Here is a 23,779-nt window from a genome sequence, read left to right on the forward strand (position 1 = left end):
CTATTCCGCCTGTTTTAGTCGTCTGGTGTGGTTCTACCATACTTTTGTTAAGACTTACCCCGGGCTACTTAATTCCTTGCTTTTTTGACGGCCCAAGCTTTGATTAATACTTTTAAGTGGCGGGCATTCGCTGTGTATGTGTTACGTATCCGGCCTACATAGTCCTCGCTAAGGCCCAGACCTGCACATCTTTCGCGCCTGCCCTTATCAATAACTCGCTAAGCTCCCTCACTGTTGCCGTAGTCGTTACCACGTCGTCCATAAGTACTACGTGCTTGTCTTTGATGTTCGAAAGATATTTGCTGTTGATGGCGAAGGTTTTGCGTAAATTTTTTTGGCGCTCAATACGAGACAATCCTTTTTGTGGAGGTGTTTTGTGTGTGCGTTGGACAATCTTGGTCGCCATTGGAATAGCTAATTCATCCGCAACATATTGCGCCAAAATTTCTGCCTGGTTGAATCCCCTCTGCCAGCGCCGCATCCAATGTAACGGCACTGGAATAATCAAATCGGGCGTCTGCCAATCCACTTGGTCTTGTGCGTAGTGTTTTAAATAATCCGCCAACATTTTTCCGAGTAATTTTCCGCAAGTCAGGTTGTGCCGATATTTAAATTTATGAATTAGATGGTCGATGGGGTGCTGGTAAGAAAAGGGCAAAAAGCTGCGGCTAAATGCGGGCGGGTGATGCAAACAGCTGCCGCAAAAATTACTGAGGCTCTCAATGCGCAAACCGCATTGGCAACACAAAAGCTGGCCGTAGGTGTGCGGCAAATCGTGCTGGCAATTTGCGCAAAGCAGTTCACCGCTTAAACTGCAAGCGCAGAGCAAGCATTGGCTGGGGAAGAGTTTTGCGGTGAATTTTGTCAGGCCATTGAATGTAAAACGCCTGCCGGATTTCAATAAAGAAGCACTAAATTTGTGCATTGCCCAAGTTCCTTTTGGATTTTTGCTAAAGATAAATAGTCTGCTGGATGATTTCCAGGCGACAGTCTAGCAATTTTTAGGGAATATCCAATATAGCGTTGAATTTATAACGGCTTCTTCTAGGCTTAGGGTAATTCTGTCGGGCTAAGGTGCTTTGTTGTGGATGTTGTAAAGAGCGATTACGCTAGCTATAAAAGTGCGGTTTCTGCACTGCTGAATAATCCCGAAAATCTTCCCCGTTTACCTGGTATTACGCAAGATATTCGCCAGGCGTTAGTTCGCTCAGACAGTTCTGCCAGTTCCCTAAGCAAACTTATCGAGCGTGATACCGAACTGAGCCAGCTTCTCCTTCGCTATGCCGCCAGCGTGATGATGCACAACCACATGCCGCCGCAATCGGTATTTGATGTAGTGCGAATTTTGGGTATGGCGCAGGTCGAGCGCATCACTATGCTCCACGCCGTTAAAGCCCTGTTTAGCGGGCATACCCAAGCCTATACCCGTATATTTGCCGCCTCTTGGGATCGTTTGATCAACAAGGCGAGTATGAGTGCGCTTATCGCCAAAAAAATAGGCCGGGTTGCGCCGGATTATGCTCTTCTGGGAAGTTTATTGAGTGAAGTGGGTACCCTTGCGGTGCTGTCCGTATTTAAATCGGGTGATCTGCCGGTGCCAGATCGGGAAACCTATGTCACCTTGTGCCGCGAGTTCGCCAAAAGCTTGGGAATAGCGCTCTTGCAGGATTGGAAAATGGATGAGGAGTACATCCAGCTTGTGCGTCAGGTGGGCAACTGGCAAGCGGCTGAGAATGAGTCTTTCGGTTTGATTGATGTAATCAACCTCGGCCTTTACCATTCATTAAAGGCCCGAATGACAGCAAATCGTTTACCTCCCATCACTCATTTGTGTGCCTATCAAAAACTATCCGACAAACACAACGCTGTTACCGACACCAATGAACTGGAGTTGGTAGTAGTTAATCGTGACGATATTCGCGCAATTGCAGATAGTCTCTATTAAGGTCTGTTAACCTAAAATCCACTTTTGGGTTGACAGCGAAATCCTTACCGTTAATATGGCTTTATTGGTCTATTAACGGAATCCCCGCTATGAATGCTTTCACCAAACCCCTTATTCGCCACGACTGGTCCCGCGCTGAAATCCAGGCATTGTTTGATTTGCCCTTTAGCGATTTGATGTTCCAGGCGCAAAGTGTTCACCGGATGCATTTCAATCCCAATGAAGTTCAGGTCAGCACACTTTGCTCCATTAAAACCGGTGCCTGCCCGGAGGACTGCGCCTACTGTCCGCAATCTGCCCGTTACGACACCGGTCTTGAGCGCGAAAAGCTTATGGCGGTAGAGAAAGTTATCGAAGAAGCTAAAGCCGCAAAAGCCAGCGGTGCAACCCGTTTTTGCATGGGCGCTGCTTGGCGCTCACCCAAGAATCGCGATATGCCTTACGTCACCACTATGGTTCAGGGTGTGAAATCCCTCGGTTTGGAAACCTGCATGACTTTGGGGATGTTGGATGAAGAGCAGGCGCAAACCCTGGCTGATGCTGGCCTCGATTACTACAACCACAACCTCGATACCTCGCCTGAATACTACGGTGAAATTATCACTACCCGCACTTATCAGGATCGTTTAACCACACTGGCAAACGTGCGCAAAGCGGGCATGAAAGTGTGCTGCGGCGGCATCGTGGGAATGGGTGAAGAAGTCACAGATCGCGCGGGTTTATTGCAGCAATTAGTCAATATGCCCGAGCACCCCGAATCAGTGCCCATCAATATGTTGGTAAAAGTAGAAGGCACCCCGCTTGAGGGTGAAGCAGATTTAGATCCATTCGATTTTATTCGCACCATCGCTGTAGCCCGCATTTTAATGCCGCAATCACATGTGCGTTTGTCGGCAGGTCGCGAGCAAATGAATGAGCAAACCCAGGCCATGGCATTTCTGGCGGGCGCGAATTCTATTTTCTACGGCGAAAAATTATTGACCACGCCAAACCCCGAAGCCAACAAAGATATGCAGTTGTTTAAGCGTTTGGGTATCAAGCCCGAAGCCTACGAAGTACATGAAGATGAAAGCGAACAAGAGGCGGTGATTGTTAACAAGTTGCAAGAAGCAAAGTTAGATTCTTTGTTTTATAACGCGGCGAATTAATCGGCCGCCGTTAGGCGAGAAGGTGGATCCTTCAATATTCAGTTTAGGTTAAGAGCTGCAACACTAAGGTGCCGACTTAGCTAAATAATTGATTGAAGACTAAGGATTGCCCATGAAGAAAATTCTCGCTGCAGTGTTGTTCTCGCTGTGTTCCCAAATTGTATTAGCCGATGGTTACGCCGGCATAGGCATTGGTTTAGTTGAACCTTGCCGCACCAAATATCAACCCAGTTTTAGTGGTGGCGATTGCATCTCGCCGAATCTGGATGTCCATGGTTTTTTCGGCCGTGAAATAAATCCTTATTTTGCAATTGAAGGCAGTATAGATGCCGCCTTTAGCGCAGGCAGTGCGTTTGATTTTATTGTTGATGCGGATAATGAAGATAATTTTTTCTTCGATTCCGACTACACCTCTAATCGCTGGGCGATGGCCAATTTTGGTGTGCATGCATTTGGTTTTTTACCGCTTTCAAGTTCAGTGCGGTTATTTGGCGGGCCGAGTTTGGCGGTGTCCATTGTCAATTTTGATTACGATGTTAAATATTTCGGTAACGGCGATTCCGATGCACATTCCTCCACCGAATTTGGATTGAATTACGGTTGGGCTGCGGGAATAGATTTTGGCAGAACGCAAAGTTCCTTTATGCGGTTACAGTGGCAAAACTGGCGCTCATTGGATGCAGATATAGGCACTGGCAGTGAATTTAATAGTAATGCGCTCACTTTTAATTGGGTGGGGTATTTTTAAAGTGATAGTGAATTATAGTGACCAGCGAATCCTCTCTCGACAACATACTTTCTTCGGCGCTCGCTGAGCGTCGTGCGGCAAAGCTCTATCGCAGTCGTCGTGTTTTACAATCGCCACAAATTCCCAATGTAGTTGTCGATGGTAAAAAATACACCGCATTTTGCAGTAACGATTACCTAGGCTTAGCCAATCATCCCGCTGTTATTTCTGCTTTCCAAAATGCTGCCAACCAATTTGGTGTTGGCAGCGGTGCATCGCATTTAGTGGCTGGTCACTCCAGCGAACATCACGCACTTGAAGAAGAGTTGGCCGCATTTACAGGCCGCGAGCGCGCATTATTATTTTCCACCGGTTACATGGCCAACATGGGGGCAATTACCGCGCTGGTTGGCCAAGGCGATGCGATTTTTGAAGACCGTTTAAATCACGCAAGTTTGTTAGATGCAGGATTATCAAGCGGCGCTCGTTTCCAGCGTTTTTTGCACAATGATTTAGGCAATCTGCAAACACGTTTAGATAAAACTGAAGCCAATCGAAAACTTATTGTCGTAGATGGTGTGTTCAGCATGGATGGTGATTGCGCACCTTTGACTGAGCTCGCTGAGCTCGCGCAAAAAAATAATGCATGGTTAATGGTAGATGATGCCCACGGTTTTGGGTGCCTTGGGAAAAATGGTGGCGGCAGTGCAGAATATTTTGGTTTAACACAAAACCAGTTGCCAATCTTAATGGGCACGCTAGGTAAAGCCTTTGGTACATTCGGCGCATTTATCGCCGGTAGCGAAACCTTAATCGAAACTCTGATTCAATTTTCTCGCTCGTATATTTACACAACGGCTATGCCGCCAGCTGTTGCAGCGGCAACGCGCGCAAGTTTGCGTTTATTGCAAGCAGAGCATTGGCGGCGCGAACATTTGCAACAATTGATTTCACATTTTCGTGCAGGTGCGCAGCAATTGGGTTTGCAATTGCTGGATTCTTTTTCGCCGATTCAGCCCATTATTATTGGCGATGAAGCTCGCACATTGGAGATTGCAGCGAAGCTTGCGGAGCGCGGTATTTTAATTATCGCCATTCGTCCACCTACAGTTGCTGCAGGCAGTTCGCGTTTGCGCGTTACTTTTTCTGCTGAACATTCAATTGAACAGGTAGATCAGTTGTTATCAGCATTAAGTGATATTCTGGGTAAGCTAGCCCATGAGTGAAAATAATTACTTGCTTGCAACACAGTATTATCCCTGCAAACAACAAATACAGTTAGACGATATTGTGTTGTTGCACGGTTGGGGTAGTAACAGCCAATCCTGGCAGCCGCTAATTCCTGCGTTACAAAATATTGCCAATATCATCACTATTGATTTGCCGGGCTTTGGCGCTAGTCCTGAAGTTCCAGAGTTTACTGTAGATGTTGTCGTTGATTTAATTGCGGCGCAATTGCCAAAGAAATGTGTTCTCATTGGTTGGTCTTTGGGTGGCATGCTTGCAGTGCAAATTGCAGCGCGTTATCCGCAACGTGTTTCGCGTCTTATCACGCTTACCGCCAATGCAAAATTTGTGGCGAGCCGTGATTATGAAACGGCAATGCCCTTGGCGGTGAACCGTCAATTCAATAAAGGATTCGCCGCTGACCCGCACGCAACTTTGAAGTTATTTGCGGGTTTAACCGTGCAGGGTGATATCAATGAGCGTTCGTTGCTAAAGCAAATTCGTACGCTGCCGGTTGCGGAGAATATAAATGCAAATTGGCTGCAAGCCTTGGAGTTGTTGACGCGCTCGGATAATCGCGAGGCATTTGCTAATTTGGTTCAGCCGGGGCTACACCTTCTTGCTGAAAAAGATTCGCTTGTCCCTGTGGCTGCTGTGAAATCATTAAGTGAATTGAATGCTCGACAACAAGTGCAATCTATATCCGGTGCTTCCCATGCATTGCATTGGAGTCAGCCAGATTTGGTAGCAGAGCATATTAAGAATTTTTTGCTTCCACCTTTGCTGGATAAAAAACAAGTTGCTCATTCCTTTAGTCGTGCAGCGGTTACCTATGATTCGGTTGCGGGATTGCAACGCACAGTGGGTGATTCGCTGCTTAAAAAAATTAACCAAAATTCACAGGCTGAAGTGGTTATAGATTTAGGTTGTGGTACTGGGTATTTTACTCCGCAGTTACAATCGCAATTTCCCCAAGCTTTGATTGTGGGTGTAGATCTGGCGGAAGGTATGTTGCATTTTGCGCGCGAGCAACATGACGGCCAAAAAAATTGGTTATGCTCAGACGCGGAGAAGTTGCCTTTCGCTGATCAATCGGTGGATCTTATTTATTCCAACTTTGCCTTGCAGTGGTGCTCTAATTTGCTGCGTTTATTTGCAGAGCTGAAGCGCATATTAAAACCGGGTGGCGAGCTGATTTTCACAACGCTTGGTCCTGCTACTTTGCACGAATTAAAATCTGCCTGGCAACAAGTGGATGACCGCATTCATGTAAACCAATTTCACGAGCGGGATGAGTTGCTAAAAGATTTACAGCAACAAGGCTTTGCTCAAGTTGAATTTGAGCACAATCCTGCGGTTATGGAATTTGAAAGCCTGTCAGATTTAACTCGCAGCTTAAAAGCTCTGGGTGCACAAAATGTAAACCGTGGTCGCGCCACAGGTTTGACGGGGCGCAAGACAGTTCAGGCTTTTAAGCAGGCTTACGAAAATTTCCGCCGCAATAATCTATTGCCGGCAACTTACGATGTGTTTTACGTAAAAGCGAAAAAACTATGACCTTAGAAGCTGCGACCTCAAAAGCAATGCCCAAGAAAGCATTTTTTATAACAGGTACAGATACCAATGTTGGCAAAACCTTAATTGCAGCAGGCTTGTTGGTTGCTGCAAAAAATAATGGTTTAACCACTGCTGCCTTAAAACCGGTTGCGGCGGGCTGCGAAAAAACCGATGCAGGTTTGCGCAATTCAGATGCTCTCTTGTTACAGTCAGTTATCACTCAAAAGCTGGATTACGATCAAATTAATCCCTATGCGTTGGAATCAGCCATTGCGCCACACATTGCAGCGCAGCAAGAAAAACGTAGTTTGTCGGCAGATCGGCTATCCGGTTTTTGCCGTGGTGTTTTGTCATCAGCTAATTTTATTTTGGTAGAAGGTGCTGGCGGCTGGCGTGTGCCATTAAATGCGCGCGAAACCTTGGCTGAATTGGCAAAAAATTTAGACTTGCCGGTAATTCTTGTGGTGGGTGTGCGCTTGGGCTGTATCAATCACGCGCTTTTGACCTTTGAGGCAATTGTGCGCGATGGTGTTGCCGTTGCAGGTTGGGTTGCCAATTGTGTGGATGCAGATATACCGGTACTGCAAGAAAATATTGACAGCTTGCGCACACGCTTACCTGTTCCCTGTTTGGGGGTTGTACCTTTTTTGGTGGATACATCACCTGATAAAGTGGCTAGCTATTTTGATAAAGCTGTTATCGATCATTTAATGCAGTAATGCCATGAAATATTTTTTCCGTATTTTTCTGCTGCTGAGTTTTTTCCTGTCGAGTTTTTTGTTGACCGGTTGCGCCAGTATGCCGCCTACAAAAAATATTCCAGCTGCAAATACCAAGCATACAATTTATTTTATTTATCGCGGTTGGCACACGAGCATTTTGCTCGATGCAAAATTACTTGCGGTGCAAAACCCGCATTTGGCAGTCGATCTCAAAGGACAAAAATACGCGCGTATAGGTTGGGGCGATGGCGACTATTTCACTGGCAAAAGTAAATCGACCGCCACTGCCGCCAAGGCTTTGATAGCATCGGGTTATTCTGCAGTACAATTGTTAGCCTACGATTACGAACCTTTTTCTGAAATTCCGGCAGATACCCGAGTGTCTTTGGCGGTGACTGATGAGGGGATGAAAAAGCTGGTTGCCTATCTGGGCGATTCGATTGCGGTTGATCAGCAGGGTAAGCCGGTTCGCTTACCTGCGTTTGGTGATGCCATGGGTTCATTTTTCCAGTCTAAAGATCACTACAGCTTGTTCAGTAATTGCAATACCTGGAGCGGTAATGCCCTGCGTTCGGCGGGCCTGCCGGTGGCTAATCGCCTAACCGCTCAAGGGGTGTTTGAGCAAGCCAGGTTTATTTCCCAATGGCAGTCTGAGCAGGGCTTGTTCAAAAAGCGCGATTAAATCCCTGCTGGTTATATTCTTTTTATTCTTAATCCAAAGTTGTCTTAAAATCTCCCACAAAACGGCAAGCTTCGCCTGTTTTTTAATCGTTCTTGTGCGTAAAATTAGGGTGTTAGAAGTCTTTCTACCATTTTTGCGAGGGCAAAGTAATGGACGTAGGTTCAGCAGTAAGCGGTTCAGCGGTAACCCAGGGTCTGATTGGTATGCAGCGCAGCCAGGCTGAGATTTCCAAATCAGCGCAGCAAATCGTTAAAGCAGGCACCACTGAGCGCGATAACCCGGCCCAAAACGATGTGGCTGAGTCGTTGGTAAATATTAAGGCGCAAACCCAGGTATTTGACGCATCTGCCAAAATCGTGAAAGCGGCGGATGAAACCATAGGCACTTTGCTTAACGCTAAAGCCTAAGCTCGAGCGATTAAGAGGCGGGAGATTCCAGTGATTAATTCAATTTCATCGAGTGCTAGCACCGTTGCGCCTTATGCGCCTATCGGTCGGCAGCCCGTTGGATTGGAATCCACCGAGCTTAAAAGTTCAAGTTTGAAGGCGCTCGAACAATCTGCTGAAACGGCTCCGGGTCAAAATCGCCGTGGTCCGGAGTACAGCCCTAATCAAGATGCAGAGCGCGACCGCGTTGCAAATCCTCAACAGAAATCTGCTGCCCAGCAAGAGCAGCAACAAAAGGAACAGCGCCAGATTAGCGAGCTAGCCACACGTGACCGTGAGGTGCGTGCTCACGAGCAAGCGCATGCCTCTATAGGCGGACAATATGCAGGCTCCCCAACCTATTCTTTTGAGCGTGGCCCAAATGGCGTTAACTATGCCGTAGGCGGTGAAGTTGCTATAGATACCTCACCAGTTCCCAATGATCCAGAAGCAACCTTGCGCAAGGCACAAATAATTCGCGCTGCGGCTAGCGCCCCGGCCGAGCCTTCACCGCAAGATCGCCGGGTTGCGGCGCAAGCGGCCAGTTTGGAGAATGAAGCACGAGCTCAAATTGCCGCAGAAAGTGCGTCTGAAGTTCAGCAAATCCAACAATCTTCAGAAAGCGAAACCAGTGCACGCAAGGAAGAGGCTAAAAAGCAAGCCGCTGAAGAGGACGAGTTGCGTAAAGAAATTCGTAGGGAAGAAGAGCGCCAGCGCGTTGAGCTGGACCGCAGCAATCAGGAGCGTGCCGCCATTTTGGCTAGAACAGCACAAACTACCTTTGATATTAGCCGTCGCCTTGTTGAAATCGGTGCAGTAAAAAGCACGCCTAGCGTCGGAAACTTCTTTAACGACAGCGTTTGATAAGCCCCTGTCACGCTCGTGTCATCAACAGCAAATAATATCTTCCCTCATAAACTAAGTGATTGAGCTGTAAAGTTTTACTTGACCGCATAGGGGTAGATCCCTATACTGCGCGACCTCGGTTAGGCGTAAGCAAAACCGAGTTACGGACGCGGGGTGGAGCAGCTTGGTAGCTCGTCGGGCTCATAACCCGAAGGTCGTAGGTTCAAATCCTGCCCCCGCAACCAAATTTAAATTTATAGTCTGCTTGTTCTAACTAAGCGACTGTAAATAAAGTGTGAGATTCCATTTGAGTTTCCACTAACAGATCTACTGAGTCGGCCAACGTAGTCGCTCAGCTACAAAAAGCCCCTTTATGGGGTTTTTTTGTATGTGTCGTTTGTGCAGTTGTTGCCCTCGACGTGTTGCTCCTCTTGGCTGTTGGCTAAGTGATTTGCAACCACACAGCAGTATCGTTCGAATGGGCCTCGTGCCCATTTTTGTTTTCTGGACGTTTGTTTTTATCAGCGTTTTTATCCCGTTAGGGAAGGTTTTAAGGCATGGCATCAAAGCAAGAAATTTTGCACAGCATGATTGAACCCATTGTGGTTTCTTTAGGTTGTGAACTTTGGGGTTTGGAATATTTAACCCAAGGCCGTTACACAACATTGCGTCTTTTTATTGATGCACCCGCCGGTGTGTCTTTGGAAGATTGTGAAAAAGTCAGTCGCCAGGTGAGTTCGGTAATGGATGTTGAAGATCCTATCGATGGTGAATACACCTTGGAAGTTTCTTCACCCGGTTTGGATCGTCCTTTATATATACCAGCGCACTATGCGCGCTATGTGGGCGAAACCGTAAACGTGCGCTTGCGTATGGCGCGTGATGGCCGCCGCCGTTTTAAAGGCGAAATTGTAAAAGTTGACGGCGACGATGTGGTCATTACAGTTGAAGGCAAAGAAATTTTGCTTCCTGTTGATGCAATTGATAAAGCCAATGTCGTGCCGCGTTACGATGAAATTATTTCAAAAATTGATGGCTTAAAAGAAAAAGACAGCTCGAAATAAATCGTTTGAAAGATAAACAAGTTTTCTAAATTGTTAAAAAAGATGTGCATTTCAAATAAGTTTTTCAATGATGTGCACGTATATTCAGCCACCCGTTACCTAATTGCAGTGTGCGATTAGCTTCAGGAGTTAACAGAGGTTAAGAAATGGCAAAAGAGATTTTATTAGTCGCTGATGCAGTGTCTAACGAAAAAGGTGTCGACAAAGAATTAATTTTCCAGGCGATTGAAAGTGCTTTGGCAATGGCGACCAAAAAACGTTTTGACGAAGATTCAGTGATCGAAGTGAATATTAATCGTCACTCTGGTGATTACGAAACTTTTCGCACATGGGAAGTTGTTGCCGATGACGTAATGGCTGAATTAGGCACGCAACTTTATTTAGATGAAGCGCGTGAAAAAGATGCCAGCGTAAAAGTGGGCGAAATTTATCGCGAAAAAATTGAGAACGCTGATTTCGGTCGTATTGCTGCGCAAACGGCTAAACAAGTTATCGTACAAAAAGTTCGCGAAGCTGAGCGCGCGCAAATGGTTGACGAATATCGCGACCGCATGGGCGAGTTGATAAGCGGTACTGTAAAGAAAGTAACACGCGATAGCATTATTGTTGACCTCGGCAATAACGCAGAAGGCTTGTTGCCGCGCGATCAATTAATTGGCCGCGAAATTTTCCGCATGGGTGATCGCATTCGCGCATTGCTGTTGGAAGTTCGCACTGAAAACCGTGGTCCGCAATTATTTTTAAGCCGCTCCAATCCGCAAATGCTGGTTGAGTTGTTCAAAATCGAAGTGCCAGAAATTGCTGAAGACATCATCGAAATCAAAGGTGCAGCTCGCGACCCAGGTTTGCGCGCGAAAATTGCAGTAAAAACCAATGATGGCCGTATTGATCCGGTAGGCGCATGCGTCGGTATGCGCGGTTCGCGCGTACAAGCGGTATCGAACGAACTGGGTAATGAGCGTGTTGATATAGTGCTGTGGGACGATAACCCGGCGCAGTTTGTTATTAACGCTATGTCACCTGCTGAAATTGAATCCATCGTTGTTGATGAAGATGCCGGTTCAATGGACTTGGCAGTGAACGAAGACAATTTGGCGATGGCTATTGGCCGTGGCGGTCAAAACGTACGTTTGGCGTGCGACCTGACTGGCTGGAACATCAATGTAATGAGCGTTGCCGATTGGCAAGCCAAGCAACAAGCAGAATCTGGCAGCTTTATCCAAATTTTCATGAATGCTTTGGATGTAGATGAAGATGTTGCAGCGGTATTGGTGGAAGAAGGTTTCACCACCCTCGAAGAGGTTGCCTATGTTCCGCTGGAAGAAATGTTGGCAATTGAAGGCTTTGATGAAGACATCGCCGAAGAATTGCGCGCTCGTGCTAAAGACGCTTTGTTGACCCAGGCTTTGGCCTCGGAAGAGCGTTTGGAAGGCGTGGCTCCGGCAGAAGATTTGCTGAATATGGAAGGCATGGACCAAGCCTTGGCAATCAGTCTGGCTGCCCGTGGCATTATCACTATGGAAGATTTGGCTGAGCAGTCAGTTGATGACTTGTCAGGCATTGAAGGTGTTGATGCTACCCGCGCTGCAGCGCTGATTATGAAAGCTCGCGAGCCTTGGTTTGCCTAATGCACACCAAGCTCCCATTTTGAGCCAGGAATCTGTTCCGGTAGTCGGATCAGGTTCCAAGAATTATCTCCTTGAGGAAATACAATGGCAGAAGTAACAGTTAGCGAACTCGCCAAGTCGGTCGGTGCACCGGTAGAGCGATTGCTAAAACAAATGCAAGAAGCAGGTTTAAGCCAAAAATCGCCTGATGCGCGTGTATCAGACGATGAAAAGCAGCGTTTGCTCGCTTTTTTGAAGACTAGCCATGGCGAATCTTCGGCTGAACCCAAGAAAATTACCTTGCAGCGTAAAACCACCACTACGATTAAAACCGGCAGTGGCGCCGCGCGTAAAACCGTTAACGTAGAAGTTCGTAAGAAGCGAACCTATGTTAAGCGCGAGGATGAAGATGTTCAGGCTGATGATCTGCAACAAGATGAGGTTGCGGTACATGAGCCGGTAGTAGAGGCAGTACCCGAGCCAGTGGTTGAGTTAGCGCCAGAGCCGGTAGTGGAGGTTGAAACTGTTGCTGAGGCTGCTGAGCCTACAGAAGCTGCTCCCGCTGCATCTCATCGCATCTCCTTTACTGATGGCGTTGAAGAAAAACGCCGCGCCGCTATTGAGCGTCGCCAGAACGAAGAGGCCCAACGTGCCGCTGAAGCTAAAGCGCGTGAAGATGCCAAGCGTCAACCGCAAGCGCCCAAGCGCCCTGCGGAAGGTGCTCGCCCAGACGTTAAGCCAGCTACCAAAGAAGCGGGTGGTGCACGCCCGGCGCACAACAAGCCAGCCAAAGCTCCTGTGATGGTGGCGTCGCTGGATGACATTAAAGTCAATCATGGCCATGGACATAAAAAGAATCATAGACACGATGATGACGCGGATGACGGCGGCGATGCACGCGGCAAACGCGGCCCAGGTGGCAAGGCTGCTAAAAAAGGCGCTGTGCCCAAGAAGACCAGCAAGGTTGAGTTGTTGGATATTGTTGCGGACGAGAATGAAGACAGCGATGTATTAGCTCGCCGCAGCCATTTGCGCGCGCACCACAAAAAGACCAACAAGCACGCCTTTAAGAAGCCAACTACCAAGATCGTTCACCAGGTTGATGTTCCTGAAACTATCGTGGTATCCGAGCTGGCATCACGCCTCACCGTAAAAGTGGGCGAAGTGATCAAGCGTTTGATGAAAATGGGTGTTATGGCATCCATGAATGAATCAATCGATCAGGACACGGCGGTATTGCTGGTTGAAGAAATGGGTCACGAGGCAAATCTCGTGCACGCTGATGCGATTGAACACGCATTGGAAAAATCCCTTGAAACCGAAGGTGATACTGTTCAGCGCGCGCCTGTGGTTACCGTTATGGGTCACGTTGACCACGGTAAAACCTCGCTGCTCGACTACATTCGTGAAGCCAAGGTTGCCGCAGGCGAAGCCGGTGGTATTACCCAGCATATTGGTGCTTACCGCGTGCAAACCAGCCGTGGCGAAATCACCTTCCTCGACACCCCCGGTCACGCCGCGTTTACCGCCATGCGTGCTCGCGGTGCCAAGGCAACGGATATTGTGATTCTGGTAGTAGCAGCGGATGACGGCGTTATGCCGCAAACCGAAGAAGCGATTCTGCATGCTCGCGCTGCGGATGTTCCTATCGTGGTTGCCATCAACAAGATTGATAAACCAAGTGCTGATCCTGAGCGTGTTAAAAACGAGTTGGTTGTTAAGGGTGTTATCCCTGAAAACTACGGTGGCGATACCCAGTTTATCGAAGTATCTGCCCACACCGGCCAAGGTATTGATGAGCTCTTGGAAGCGATTTCCTTGCAGGCTGAAGTACTTGAGTTGAACGCCGTAACCCACGCCGCTGCGAAGGGTGTGATCATTGAGTCACGCTTGGACAAAGGCCGCGGTACTGTGGCGACCTTGCTGGTTCAACAGGGTACCTTGAATCAGGGCGACTTGATCCTCGCAGGCCAGAGCTATGGTCGCGTGCGCTTGATGACCGACGAGCGCGGTGTAACCGTGAAAGAAGCCGGTCCATCAACACCTGTGGAAATCCTCGGTTTGGATACAGCGCCAAGTGCCGGCGATGACTTTGTGGTCTTGACCGATGAGCGTAAAGCTCGTGAAGTTGCCCAGTTCCGCGCGGAGAAAGAGCGTCAAGAGAAGTTGGCTCGTCACACAGCCGCGAAGCTTGAGAATATGTTCGCTGGTATGGACGCAGGCCAGAAGAAGATTCTGACTGTGGTTGTGAAGGCAGACGTTCGCGGTTCGCTGGAAGCTATTCAGGCATCTTTGGCTGATATCGGTAATGAAGAAGTTCAGGTAAACGTGGTGTCTTCTGGTATTGGCGGTATCACTGAAAATGATGTGAACCTTGCATTGACCACTGGCGCAATCATCGTAGGTTTCAACGTACGTGCTGACGGTACTACCAGACGCCTGGCGGAAACCGAAGGCGTTGATATTCGTTACTACAGCATCATTTACCAATTGTTGGACGAGATCAAAGCGGCACTTAGCGGTATGCTTGATCCAGAGCGCATCGAAACTATCGTCGGTATCGCCAACGTGCGTGAAGTATTTACTTCGCCCAAGTTTGGTCAAGTTGCCGGTTGTATGGTTATCGAAGGTACTGTGTACCGCAGCAAGCCAATCCGTGTATTGCGTGACAACGTGGTGATTTTCCAGGGCGAATTGGAATCTCTGCGTCGCTTTAAAGACGACGTTAACGAAGTTCGCAACGGTATGGAATGTGGTATCGGCGTGAAGAACTACGACGTTAAAGTCGGCGATCAAATTGAAGTTTACGAAGTGAAAGAGGTTGCGCGTAAGTTGTAATTGCTTGCGCAAAACCCCGCGCCCCGACGCTTGATGGTGTTCGGGGCTTTGTTATTTTAAAGGTGTACGGCTAATGCCAAGAGAATTTACAAGATCAGACCGCGTGTCCGATGCTATCCAGCGCATTCTAGGGCAAGTGATTTCCCAGGAAATCCGCGACCCACGCATAGGTTTGGTCAATATCAACGCGGTGACTGTGACCCGTGATATGGCCTACGCCAAAGTCTATGTGACTTTTGTGGGCTCAGATGAGGCTGAAAGTTTGGCTGCTGCTGCCGTGCTGAATAAGGCCAGTGGCTTTTTGCGCAGTTTTATCGCTAAAGAGCTGATCATGCGCAGTGTTCCCAAGCTACAGTTCATTTACGACAAAACAGCAATTCGCGGCCAAGAGATTTCGTTTTTGATTGATCGCGCTATGAAAGAAGACAGCCAACACGTTCATGACGACGAGCCCGATGCAGGTTCAGATGCGGCAAATGATGGCGAGAAGGCTTAATGGCGCGTAGAAAAGGCCGTCCTGTCGACGGTGTTTTGTTGTTGATGAAGCCTGAAGGCATGACCTCGAACCATGCCTTGCAACGTGCAAAACGATTGTTCTTTGTGGAAAAAGCCGGCCATACCGGCGCGCTCGACCCTTTGGCGACAGGTGTTTTGCCTCTGTGCTTTGGCGAGGCGACCAAATTTTCGCAGTTTTTGCTGGATGCCGATAAACGCTATCGCAGCACGTTTTTGCTCGGCGTGCGCATGAACACCAGCGATGCTGATGGCGAAGTCGTAGCAGAAGCATCGGCGGCGCATGTGACGCTCGATGCGATCAAGCAAGCCTTGATCCCCTTAACCGGTGATATTTTGCAAGTGCCGTCCATGTTTTCGGCACTGAAACACCAAGGCCAACCGCTCTATAAATTGGCGCGAGATGGGATTGAGATCGAACGCCAACCGCGTCCGGTTACGGTGTATGCGATAGAGATTTTAGGCTTTCGCCCCGGCGAGCGCGCAGAAGTCGATGTAGATGTACGCTGCAGCAAAGGCACCTACATTCGCTCCATTGCGGAGGATTTGGGTTTCGCTTTGGGCTGCGGTGCCCATGTGAAAACCTTGCATCGTTCAGCGGCAGGTTTGTTTGTAGAAGAGCAATGCATAAGCCTAGAAGCGCTTGAAAAAGAGTTCGAGCAAGGCAGTTATGAAGCGCTGGATAAACACCTTTTGCGGGCTGATGCGCCAGTAGCGACTTTGCCGGAGATTGTGTTGCCAGAGAGCAGTGCGCACTACTTTCGGCTTGGGAACCCGGTTCAGGACTCACAGGTCTATCGCGTTGGGCAACAAGGTGATATGGTGCGCGTCTTTTGCACAGAAACGGGCGGCTCAAGCCAGCAATTTCTGGGCTTGGGTGAATTGACCGACGATGGTCGCGTTGCCCCAAAACGAATTATTGCTAACCGCTCGGCGAACGAGCAGTAGCTAAAGAATTTATCGCAACCCTTTCGGGTCGATAATAAGCCTGCGGTGACATCCTTTTTCTCTCTCTAAACCAGAGGCGAAATGCGGATAATCACCGCGACAACCCACCTGTAAATATGCGCGGGCGGGCTGTAATTGAATCGCATATTAACTGAGGAAAAAATCATGGCACTGAGTGCTTCTGAAAAAGCTGCAATTGTAAAAGAGTACCAACAAGCTGAAGGCGATACTGGTTCACCTGAAGTTCAAGTTGCTTTGTTGACTATCAACATCAACAAACTGCAAGGCCACTTCGCTGACCATAAAGCTGACCACCACTCACGTCGTGGTTTGATTCGCATGGTAAATGCGCGTCGTAAATTGTTGGATTACCTCAAAGGTAAAGACGCATCACGTTACACTGCACTGATTCAAAAATTAGGTCTGCGCCGTTAATTTGATCCATGCCCGCCTCGGCGGGCATTCTTGTTTTTGATGAGCTGAAAAAGTTATGGAGTTGTGCGCCACCGAGAGTAAATAGGCGCGATGGCAGGATGCAAATCGAATGAAAAATGAGTAGAAATTTATAGGCGTGTGAAAAAATTTAACAGACGTTCTGCACGAAAAATTAGCCGAATCTGAATGTGGCACAGCGACGATAGTGCAAGGCAAAATTTTTCGAGAAAGCGGAGTTTACTTAGGTAAATGAGCATTTATCGAAAAATTTTAACGCCGCAATATCTAGCACCTGTTCGTGAGAAAATGTCTAAGCAACCAAAGGATAAAAGAGTGAATCCGATTATTAAAAAATTCCAATACGGCAACCAAACCGTAACCTTAGAAACTGGCCGCATTGCTCGTCAAGCAACCGGTGCAGTATTAGCAACCATGGGCGAAGTATCTGTACTTTGTACCGTTGTAGGCTCAAAAGAAGCCAAAGCAGGCCAAGACTTCTTCCCTTTGTCTGTACACTATCAAGAAAAAAGCTACGCTGCCGGCCGTATTCCCGGTGGATATTTGAAGCGTGAAGGCCGCCCTTCCGAAAAAGAAACTTTAACGTCTCGTTTGATCGACCGTCCAATTCGTCCTCTGTTTCCAGAGGGCTTCCTGAACGAAGTACAAGTGGTTTGTACCGTTGTATCAACTGACAAGCAATACGATCCAGATATCGTTGCTATGATTGGTACTTCTGCCGCTTTGGCAATTTCCGGTATTCCATTCAATGGCCCAGTAGGTGGCGCGCGTGTTGCTTACACCCAGGCTGATGGTTACATCCTCAACCCAAGCTACGCTCAACTCGAAACCTCTGAGTTGGACATGGTAGTTGCCGGTACTAAAGACGCGGTATTGATGGTTGAATCTGAAGCGAAAGAATTGCCAGAAGACACTATGTTGGGCGCCGTTCTTTACGCTCACCAAGAGATGCAAGCTGTGGTTCAAGCCTGTGCTGAGTTAGCGCGTGACGCTGGCAAACCACGTTGGGATTGGACCGCTCCAGCTGAAAATATTCCGCTGAAAGATGCCTTGGTAAAAGGTTTTGCTGACTCAATCAGCATGGCTTACCGCATCACTGACAAAGCCAAGCGTTATGATCGTTTAGGCGAATTGCGTAACGAAGCTGTTGCTGAATTAGCGACTGAAACTTCAGGTTTCTCTGCTGATGACGTGAAAGCTGCATTCGGTACTTTGGAGTACCGTTTGGTGCGTGCAAACATCGTTGCTGGTCAACCACGTATCGATGGTCGCGACAACAAAACCGTACGTCCAATTCAAGTTGAAGTTGGCGTATTGGGCAAAGCCCACGGTTCTGCGTTGTTTACTCGCGGTGAAACTCAAGCATTGGTTGTTGCAACTTTGGGCAACGCGCGCGATGCACAAATCATCGACTTCCTTGAAGGCTCCAAAAAAGACGCTTTCATGCTGCACTACAACTTCCCACCCTTCTCTGTAGGTGAGTGTGGTCGTATGGGCGCTACTGGCCGTCGCGAAATCGGTCACGGCCGTTTGGCGCGTCGCGGCGTTGCAGCGGTTCTTCCTGCTGAATCAGATTTCCCGTACACCTTGCGTGTTGTGAGCGAAATTACTGAATCAAACGGTTCAAGTTCAATGGCATCTGTGTGCGGTTCTTCATTGGCATTGATGGACGCGGGCGTTCCACTGAAAGCGCCAGTTGCGGGTATCGCAATGGGCTTGGTTAAAGAGCCAGAAGGTTTTGCTGTATTGACCGACATCCTCGGCGACGAAGATCACCTCGGCGATATGGACTTCAAAGTAGCCGGTACCACCAGCGGTGTAACTGCACTACAAATGGATATCAAAATCGAAGGCATCACCGAAGAGATTATGGAAATTGCACTTGAGCAAGCTCTTGCGGCGCGTTTGCATATCCTCGGCGAGATGAACAAAGTATTGGCAGTTTCTCGTAGCGTTGTAAGCGAAAACGCACCACGCTTTGAAACCATCAAGATTCATCCAGACAAGATCCGCGACATCATCGGTAAAGGCGGCGCAACTATCCGTTCAATTACCGAAGAGACTGGTTCTTCAATCGATATCGATGATGACGGCACCGTAAAAATTTACGCTGACAACACCGAAGCTTTGAACGCAGCAATTTATCGCGTACAAGGTATTGTTGCTGAAGCGGAAATCGGTGCAATTTACGAAGGTACTGTGGTGCGTATCGTAGATTTCGGTGCCTTCGTAAACTTCCTGCCAGGTAAAGACGGCTTGGTACACATTTCACAAATCGCCGACGAGCGCGTAAACAGCGTTGCTGATTACTTGAAAGAAGGTCAGGTTGTGAAAGTGAAATGTTTGGACGTAGATCAACGCGGCCGCATCAAGCTTTCTATCAAAGAAGCTAATGCAGAAACCGCAGGTACCGCACCTGCTGCTGAATCTACTGAAGAATAATCTGCAGTGATTTAACGAAAAGCCTCGACTCTGGTCGGGGCTTTTTTTTAACTAAAAATAATTAATTTCATAAGGAAGATTAAATAATGCGTTCACTTCTAATCACTCTATTTGCAGTCCTGATATCGACAGCTTGCGCTACTAATTCGCCCACAAAAATTACGCGCTACATGATGAACCCTTGGGAAAAAGATATAGGTTATGCCCAAGTTGTACAGGCGGGCGATACTTATCATATTTCCGGCGTTACTTGTGGCGGCTCCAATTATCAACAAGCTGTACCTGAGTGCTACAAAGAGTTGCAAAAAGTTTTGGATAAGCTGCAGCTGAGCGTAAAAAATGTTGTTAAAGAAAATGTTTATGCGCGAGATATAGAGCAATTTAAAGCGCAGATAGAAACGCGCAAAAAATTCTACGGCAATACTGAGTACCCGGCAGCAACTTGGGTGCAGGTAGATCGTTTATATTCGCCAGAGCATTTGGTGGAAGTTGAGTTGGTTGCGGTTAAATAAAATATTGAAGTTCGACATATTCTTGCTGAACACTAGGCCTAACTAACCTCTACTAGTCGCAGTTAGGCCATGTTTATTCATCTATTTATTAAACTTCTTATTTGTTAAACCTTAAGCCGACCGCGAAAACCACGGGCGGCGTAGTAAGATTCAGCACCATTGTGATAAACAAAAGTTTGGTTGTAGCGACGATCGCAGAAAAGCGCACCACCAAGATCTCTTATGGCAGCGGGGGTTTTTACCCAGCTCGATGTCTTTTTATCGAATTCTCCAAGCTCCTGTAATTCGCGATATTCTTGCTCGGTAAGAATTTCAATTCCTATGCCAGCCGCCATTTCAATAGCATTGCCAACTGGCTTATTTTCTTTGCGTGAATCAAGTGCTTTCCGGTCGTAACAAAGACTACGTCGGCCAGCAGGGCTTTCGTGTGAGCAATCGACAAAAATAAATTCTTCGGTCTTTTTATCGTAACCAATAACATCTGGCTCTCCGCCTGTGCTTTCCATTTCACCAATAACACTGAGCATTTTCGGTTTGGCCCGTAGCTTTTCCTCTACCGCTTCCCAACTAATGTCGGCGTGACGCTGCATGTTTTTGGCGAAGCGATCCTTGAGTGTTTTTATTAAGTTATCTACCTCTGATTTGTTCATTATATTTTCCTTGGTGAGTCGTTGGTCGGGATACAGTATTCCTTGCGCCTGCTTTTGAATGGCTGAAAGCCACATGGCAGATCTATAGGTTGGAAATTTCCAAAAATCTCTAAATTATAAGGCTTGCATAAATAGAAATTGTGTATTAGTGTAGTAATACACATGGTTGATGTTAGTATACCTAAAGATTAATGAGTTTATAAAGGAGTTTGTATGAGTAAAGTGTTCCGCACCCTGGTCATTTTGGCAGGTTTGGTCTTTAGCCAAAGTCTATTCGCTGCATCGACTGTTTATGAGGTTAGTAAGGGAAAACAAAAAGTTTACATTGCGGGCACTATTCATTTAATGCGTCCTAGTGATTTTCCGGTGCCTGCTGAGTTTGATAGCGCTTATAAGAATGCCCAAAAAATTTATTTTGAAACTGACATGGAAAAAGCCAAAACACCAGAATTTGGTCAACGCTTTGCCCAGGCAATGATGTTGACAAATAATAAAACCTTGAAAGATGTATTAAGTGCAGATAACTGGGCTGCGCTGCAAGTTTACTCGGCAAAAAGCCAATACCCGCTCAGTCAGACCATGATGTTCAATCCAGCAATGGTAAGTATTTTAATTACGCTAACTGAAAGCAAAAAGTTGGGTGTAGCTGACGGCATTGATGCTTTTTATGACAAGGCTGCGCGCGCGGATAATAAACCAATTGGCGAGATGGAATCTGCCGATGAAGTTATCGCCTATATGCAAAAATTTTCCCAGGAAGATCCCGATAAAACAATAGAAAGTGTTTTGAAAGACGTTGAAAACATGCCTTCAGATTTGGAAAAAATGATAGTGAGTTGGAGAGCGGGCGATCTCGATGCATTAGATGCAAGCTTTAGCGAAAGAATGCGTAAAGAAACACCTATGTTATATCAATCTCTAATTGTCGACCGCAATCAAAAATGGTTGCCAAAAATTGAAGCAATGCTAAAAACACCCGAAATTGAAATGGTGTTAGTGGGGAGCTTGCATCTTTCGGGTAGTGATGGGCTTTTGGCTTTGCTCAAAAAGGCTGGCTACAAAGTTAAACCTGTAAATTTATAATAGGGATGTGTGGGAATGACTGAAACATTAGAAGTAAACACAGATATGGATGTGGCACGGCACAATACACAGCACCAATCGGAGACAGAAGAGCCTAATCAATATTCGCCTGAGCCTATGCTTAACTTGCCGCGCGTGGGGTCGAGTATTGGATGGATGGTGGTATTTTTTTTGATGAGTGCATTGAGCGGCTTTTTGTATGCTGTGTACTTCGGCTTGCAAGAAGGTTTTATCGCGGGTTTGCACCACACTGAGGTTGATGCAAGCACTTTCGGCGTGCAAATAAAAAATAATTTGGAAACTCCTATCGGACGTACCATCACGGCCGTATTACAATTTGTTTTGGTCATCCCAATTATTTTTTTCGCTGCAAAATTTCCAGGACAATCAGCTGCGAAAACCCTGGCAATAACAAAAGTCCCCAAAAATATATTGCGTCGTTGGATTTTATACTTTGCTGGCTATTGGCTCTTCTCGGTGGCGTTTCTACATTTCATACACGAAACTGATAGTTCTTTTACGCAGTCATTGCGCGGAAGTAAACACTTTGGGTTAGCAATTACCATTGCTGTAATAGCACCGATTATAGAAGAACTTATTTTTCGTGGTTACCTCTACAAAGCTTGGCGTTTTACGCGGTTAGGTTTTGTCGGGGCTCTGATCCTGATTTCGGCATTATTCACTGTGATTCATGCTGGTCAATATCAATGGCCTACTTTGCTGGTTATCTTTTGTTTTTCAGTTCTGCTAGGAACTGCTCGTGAGAAAACTGGTTCCGTGCTAGTGCCAATACTACTTCACGCTATTAATAATACGCTTGCTGCAGTATTGGTAATTTATTTAGGTGCAAATATCTAATAGGAATAATTATGAATTCAGTAATTGTTGACGTTCGCAATATGCAGCGGAAAATCGATAATGTCACCATTATCAAAAGCATTAGTGCGCAAGTAAAAGCGGGTGATGTTATTGCGTTACTCGGAAAAAATGGCGCAGGTAAAACAACTCTGTTGGAAACATTGCTCGGTTTTAGCTTTCCCTCTTTTGGCAGCGTCAAAATCTGGGGCGAAAATGCGACTGAAATGAAAGGTGATATCAAACAGCGCATTGGTTTTGTTCCGCAGTTGGATGAACTTTTGGCAGGCTTTAATGGAAAGGAACATTTAGAGCTCTTTAAAGCCTTTCGCCCAAACTGGAATCAGGATTTGGTTGATCGTTTGGTGTTGGAATGGTTAATTCCTATGGATGTAGTAGCGCGCAAAATGTCTGTTGGTCAGCGCCAAAAATTATCCATTCTGTTAGCTATAGCCCATGATCCAGAATTGTTGGTTCTGGATGAGCCAGTTGCCAGTCTTGACCCAATTGCGCGCCGCCAATTTCTGCAACAATTGGTTGATATCGCGGCTGACGAAAATCGTGCAATTATTTTTTCATCGCACATAGTTTCCGATATGGAGCGTGTTGCTAACCAGGTGTGGATGTTGCAAAACGGCGAGCTGGATTATCAGGGTGGGTTAGACGAACTTAAAGAATCTATTGCGCGCATTACTATTAATGCCGCCGAAGATCTACCAGCAAACCTGGGTTTAAAAAATGTTGTCAAGCAGCGTATTCAAGCCAGGCAAGCATGGGTAACCGTTAAAAATTGGTCGCCAGAGCAGCAGGATTATATCGCACAAAAATTCAATGCAGATGTGCAGGTGGATTATCTATCGCTGGAAGATATTTTCCTGGAGCTAAATTCGTGAGTTCTAACACATCTTCCAGAGCATGGTTTTTACTTAAATACCTTCTGGCGACACCATTGGGCGCACAATGGCTGGCTCCTTGTGTCTTGGGGTTGTTTGCGGCTAGTTATGTGTGGCGCAATTATTGGGGCGGACAGCAGGATTCCATTTTTTTTCAAGTGCTGAGTTTAGGTGCGCTCTGGTATGTCTATCTTTTTGGCGTTACACGAACGTTATATGAGTTGAGGAATAACTCCAATAGTTTTCTTGTGGATGATATTAAAAAAATATCCTATTGGATGGGGCTTCTCCCGTGCCTATGTATATATGGCATCACCTCAATCTTTCTTGAACAGTTTGGTTTTGCAGGTGGCGTTGTTTTTTTTGTGCTCATGCAGCCAACAATTTTTTGGAGCCGCCGTTGGCACAAGTGGTCTGATGTGGTTCGGCTGAACATGGCGGGGCTCATACCATTTTTGTTTATTAATATTTATCTAATGGTTAATAAAACATCTCCCATATCAGACTTGTGGTTGTTGGTTGTAGCTTCTATTGCAAGTTTATTTTCGTTGGCTATTTTCTTTAGTCATTACAAAGGTTGGATTAATAATCCGAGAAATATAATTTTTCTCGATGTTGATATCACTAAAAATTCCTGAGCAA

Annotated in this window: 23 protein-coding genes and 1 tRNA gene; 22 read left to right on the plus strand and 2 right to left on the minus strand. The window is 46.8% G+C overall.

The features are described from left to right. Positions 1-154 precede the first annotated feature (154 nt). Positions 155-925, minus strand: a complete 771-nt coding sequence (locus IE104_RS17855) for a ComF family protein (protein ID WP_189421059.1) — start codon at positions 923-925, stop codon at positions 155-157. A 159-nt stretch (positions 926-1,084) separates the two neighbouring features. Here IE104_RS17855 and IE104_RS17860 point away from each other — a divergent pair, with 159 nt between their 5' ends. The 18 genes from IE104_RS17860 (at position 1,085) to IE104_RS17945 (ending at position 19,656) form a co-directional block, all read left to right on the plus strand. Continuing rightward, entirely contained in the window at positions 1,085-1,945 is an 861-nt protein-coding gene (locus IE104_RS17860; RefSeq protein WP_189421060.1) for an HDOD domain-containing protein, read from the plus strand. Positions 1,946-2,034: 89 nt separating this feature from the next. Next, positions 2,035-3,093 (plus strand): biotin synthase BioB, encoded by a 1,059-nt coding sequence (bioB, locus tag IE104_RS17865; RefSeq protein WP_189421062.1) that lies wholly within the window; start codon positions 2,035-2,037, stop codon positions 3,091-3,093. A gap of 112 nt (positions 3,094-3,205) precedes the next feature. Beyond that, complete coding sequence (locus tag IE104_RS17870) at positions 3,206-3,841, plus strand: hypothetical protein (RefSeq protein ID WP_189421064.1); 636 nt, start codon at positions 3,206-3,208, stop codon at positions 3,839-3,841. A gap of 17 nt (positions 3,842-3,858) precedes the next feature. Continuing rightward, positions 3,859-5,046, plus strand: a complete 1,188-nt coding sequence (gene bioF / locus IE104_RS17875) for an 8-amino-7-oxononanoate synthase (protein ID WP_189421066.1) — start codon at positions 3,859-3,861, stop codon at positions 5,044-5,046. Next, complete coding sequence (bioC, locus tag IE104_RS17880) at positions 5,039-6,604, plus strand: malonyl-ACP O-methyltransferase BioC (protein ID WP_189421067.1); 1,566 nt, start codon at positions 5,039-5,041, stop codon at positions 6,602-6,604. Before bioF ends, bioC begins: the two co-directional genes overlap by 8 nt. A 26-nt stretch (positions 6,605-6,630) precedes the next feature. Continuing rightward, complete coding sequence (bioD, locus tag IE104_RS17885; RefSeq protein WP_189421198.1) at positions 6,631-7,323, plus strand: dethiobiotin synthase; 693 nt, start codon at positions 6,631-6,633, stop codon at positions 7,321-7,323. A gap of 4 nt (positions 7,324-7,327) precedes the next feature. Then, positions 7,328-8,008, plus strand: coding sequence for a DUF2459 domain-containing protein (locus tag IE104_RS17890; RefSeq protein ID WP_229838102.1), 681 nt, complete (start codon positions 7,328-7,330; stop codon positions 8,006-8,008). A gap of 149 nt (positions 8,009-8,157) precedes the next feature. Next, complete coding sequence (locus IE104_RS17895; RefSeq protein WP_189421069.1) at positions 8,158-8,415, plus strand: hypothetical protein; 258 nt, start codon at positions 8,158-8,160, stop codon at positions 8,413-8,415. A 30-nt stretch (positions 8,416-8,445) separates the two neighbouring features. After that, the gene (locus IE104_RS17900) at positions 8,446-9,297 is read left to right on the plus strand and encodes a putative metalloprotease CJM1_0395 family protein (protein ID WP_189421071.1); all 852 of its coding nucleotides are present in this window, start codon (positions 8,446-8,448) and stop codon (positions 9,295-9,297) included. Positions 9,298-9,447: 150 nt separating this feature from the next. Beyond that, positions 9,448-9,524 (plus strand) — tRNA-Met (locus tag IE104_RS17905). A gap of 312 nt (positions 9,525-9,836) precedes the next feature. Next, positions 9,837-10,343, plus strand: coding sequence for a ribosome maturation factor RimP (rimP, locus tag IE104_RS17910; protein ID WP_189421073.1), 507 nt, complete (start codon positions 9,837-9,839; stop codon positions 10,341-10,343). A 146-nt stretch (positions 10,344-10,489) separates the two neighbouring features. Next, on the plus strand, positions 10,490-11,971 hold the full coding sequence (gene nusA / locus IE104_RS17915) for a transcription termination factor NusA (protein WP_189421075.1): 1,482 nt from the start codon (positions 10,490-10,492) through the stop codon (positions 11,969-11,971). A gap of 84 nt (positions 11,972-12,055) precedes the next feature. Further along, a complete protein-coding gene (gene infB, locus IE104_RS17920) occupies positions 12,056-14,788 on the plus strand; it encodes a translation initiation factor IF-2 (protein ID WP_189421077.1) in 2,733 nt (910 codons plus the stop codon). A gap of 73 nt (positions 14,789-14,861) precedes the next feature. After that, a complete protein-coding gene (gene rbfA, locus IE104_RS17925) occupies positions 14,862-15,284 on the plus strand; it encodes a 30S ribosome-binding factor RbfA (protein WP_189421079.1) in 423 nt (140 codons plus the stop codon). Further along, positions 15,284-16,249 carry a tRNA pseudouridine(55) synthase TruB gene (gene truB / locus IE104_RS17930; protein ID WP_189421081.1) on the plus strand — a complete coding sequence of 322 codons (966 nt, stop codon included), beginning with the start codon at positions 15,284-15,286 and terminating at the stop codon, positions 16,247-16,249. The genes rbfA and truB overlap by 1 nt, the downstream gene beginning before the upstream one ends. A 165-nt stretch (positions 16,250-16,414) precedes the next feature. Further along, positions 16,415-16,684 (plus strand): 30S ribosomal protein S15, encoded by a 270-nt coding sequence (rpsO, locus tag IE104_RS17935; RefSeq protein WP_189421082.1) that lies wholly within the window; start codon positions 16,415-16,417, stop codon positions 16,682-16,684. Positions 16,685-17,017: 333 nt separating this feature from the next. Next, positions 17,018-19,144: a polyribonucleotide nucleotidyltransferase gene (gene pnp, locus IE104_RS17940; protein ID WP_189421083.1), complete on the plus strand. Its 2,127-nt coding sequence runs from the start codon at positions 17,018-17,020 to the stop codon at positions 19,142-19,144. A gap of 86 nt (positions 19,145-19,230) precedes the next feature. Further along, positions 19,231-19,656, plus strand: a complete 426-nt coding sequence (locus IE104_RS17945; protein ID WP_189421084.1) for a Rid family hydrolase — start codon at positions 19,231-19,233, stop codon at positions 19,654-19,656. A 104-nt stretch (positions 19,657-19,760) separates the two neighbouring features. On the opposite strand, the gene IE104_RS17950 is transcribed toward IE104_RS17945, so the two are convergent. Further along, positions 19,761-20,306: a DUF4256 domain-containing protein gene (locus IE104_RS17950; protein WP_189421085.1), complete on the minus strand. Its 546-nt coding sequence runs from the start codon at positions 20,304-20,306 to the stop codon at positions 19,761-19,763. A gap of 213 nt (positions 20,307-20,519) precedes the next feature. Between IE104_RS17950 and IE104_RS17955 the strand changes: the two genes are divergently transcribed. The 4 genes from IE104_RS17955 to IE104_RS17970 are packed head-to-tail and all read left to right on the plus strand — an operon-like array spanning position 20,520 to position 23,775. Beyond that, on the plus strand, positions 20,520-21,389 hold the full coding sequence (locus tag IE104_RS17955; RefSeq protein WP_189421086.1) for a TraB/GumN family protein: 870 nt from the start codon (positions 20,520-20,522) through the stop codon (positions 21,387-21,389). A 15-nt stretch (positions 21,390-21,404) separates the two neighbouring features. Then, the gene (locus IE104_RS17960; protein ID WP_189421087.1) at positions 21,405-22,247 is read left to right on the plus strand and encodes a CPBP family intramembrane glutamic endopeptidase; all 843 of its coding nucleotides are present in this window, start codon (positions 21,405-21,407) and stop codon (positions 22,245-22,247) included. A gap of 11 nt (positions 22,248-22,258) precedes the next feature. Beyond that, a complete protein-coding gene (locus IE104_RS17965; protein WP_189421088.1) occupies positions 22,259-23,137 on the plus strand; it encodes an ABC transporter ATP-binding protein in 879 nt (292 codons plus the stop codon). Beyond that, entirely contained in the window at positions 23,134-23,775 is a 642-nt protein-coding gene (locus tag IE104_RS17970) for a hypothetical protein (RefSeq protein WP_189421089.1), read from the plus strand. Before IE104_RS17965 ends, IE104_RS17970 begins: the two co-directional genes overlap by 4 nt. The last annotated feature ends 4 nt before the right edge of the window (positions 23,776-23,779 follow it).

Origin of the sequence: Cellvibrio zantedeschiae (assembly GCF_014652535.1) — a bacterium.
Lineage (GTDB): Bacteria > Pseudomonadota > Gammaproteobacteria > Pseudomonadales > Cellvibrionaceae > Cellvibrio > Cellvibrio zantedeschiae.

Coding starts and splice junctions, on each gene's coding strand:
- IE104_RS17950 (WP_189421085.1), bottom strand. CDS start 20,306: ATGAACAAATCAGAGGTAGATAACTTAATAAAAACACTCAAGGATCGC.
- IE104_RS17870 (WP_189421064.1), top strand. CDS start 3,206: ATGAAGAAAATTCTCGCTGCAGTGTTGTTCTCGCTGTGTTCCCAAATT.
- truB (WP_189421081.1), top strand. CDS start 15,284: ATGGCGCGTAGAAAAGGCCGTCCTGTCGACGGTGTTTTGTTGTTGATG.
- rpsO (WP_189421082.1), top strand. CDS start 16,415: ATGGCACTGAGTGCTTCTGAAAAAGCTGCAATTGTAAAAGAGTACCAA.
- IE104_RS17855 (WP_189421059.1), bottom strand. CDS start 925: ATGCACAAATTTAGTGCTTCTTTATTGAAATCCGGCAGGCGTTTTACA.
- rimP (WP_189421073.1), top strand. CDS start 9,837: ATGGCATCAAAGCAAGAAATTTTGCACAGCATGATTGAACCCATTGTG.
- IE104_RS17945 (WP_189421084.1), top strand. CDS start 19,231: ATGCGTTCACTTCTAATCACTCTATTTGCAGTCCTGATATCGACAGCT.
- nusA (WP_189421075.1), top strand. CDS start 10,490: ATGGCAAAAGAGATTTTATTAGTCGCTGATGCAGTGTCTAACGAAAAA.
- IE104_RS17890 (WP_229838102.1), top strand. CDS start 7,328: ATGAAATATTTTTTCCGTATTTTTCTGCTGCTGAGTTTTTTCCTGTCG.
- bioC (WP_189421067.1), top strand. CDS start 5,039: ATGAGTGAAAATAATTACTTGCTTGCAACACAGTATTATCCCTGCAAA.
- bioD (WP_189421198.1), top strand. CDS start 6,631: ATGCCCAAGAAAGCATTTTTTATAACAGGTACAGATACCAATGTTGGC.
- IE104_RS17960 (WP_189421087.1), top strand. CDS start 21,405: ATGACTGAAACATTAGAAGTAAACACAGATATGGATGTGGCACGGCAC.
- infB (WP_189421077.1), top strand. CDS start 12,056: ATGGCAGAAGTAACAGTTAGCGAACTCGCCAAGTCGGTCGGTGCACCG.
- IE104_RS17955 (WP_189421086.1), top strand. CDS start 20,520: ATGAGTAAAGTGTTCCGCACCCTGGTCATTTTGGCAGGTTTGGTCTTT.
- rbfA (WP_189421079.1), top strand. CDS start 14,862: ATGCCAAGAGAATTTACAAGATCAGACCGCGTGTCCGATGCTATCCAG.
- IE104_RS17965 (WP_189421088.1), top strand. CDS start 22,259: ATGAATTCAGTAATTGTTGACGTTCGCAATATGCAGCGGAAAATCGAT.
- bioB (WP_189421062.1), top strand. CDS start 2,035: ATGAATGCTTTCACCAAACCCCTTATTCGCCACGACTGGTCCCGCGCT.
- IE104_RS17895 (WP_189421069.1), top strand. CDS start 8,158: ATGGACGTAGGTTCAGCAGTAAGCGGTTCAGCGGTAACCCAGGGTCTG.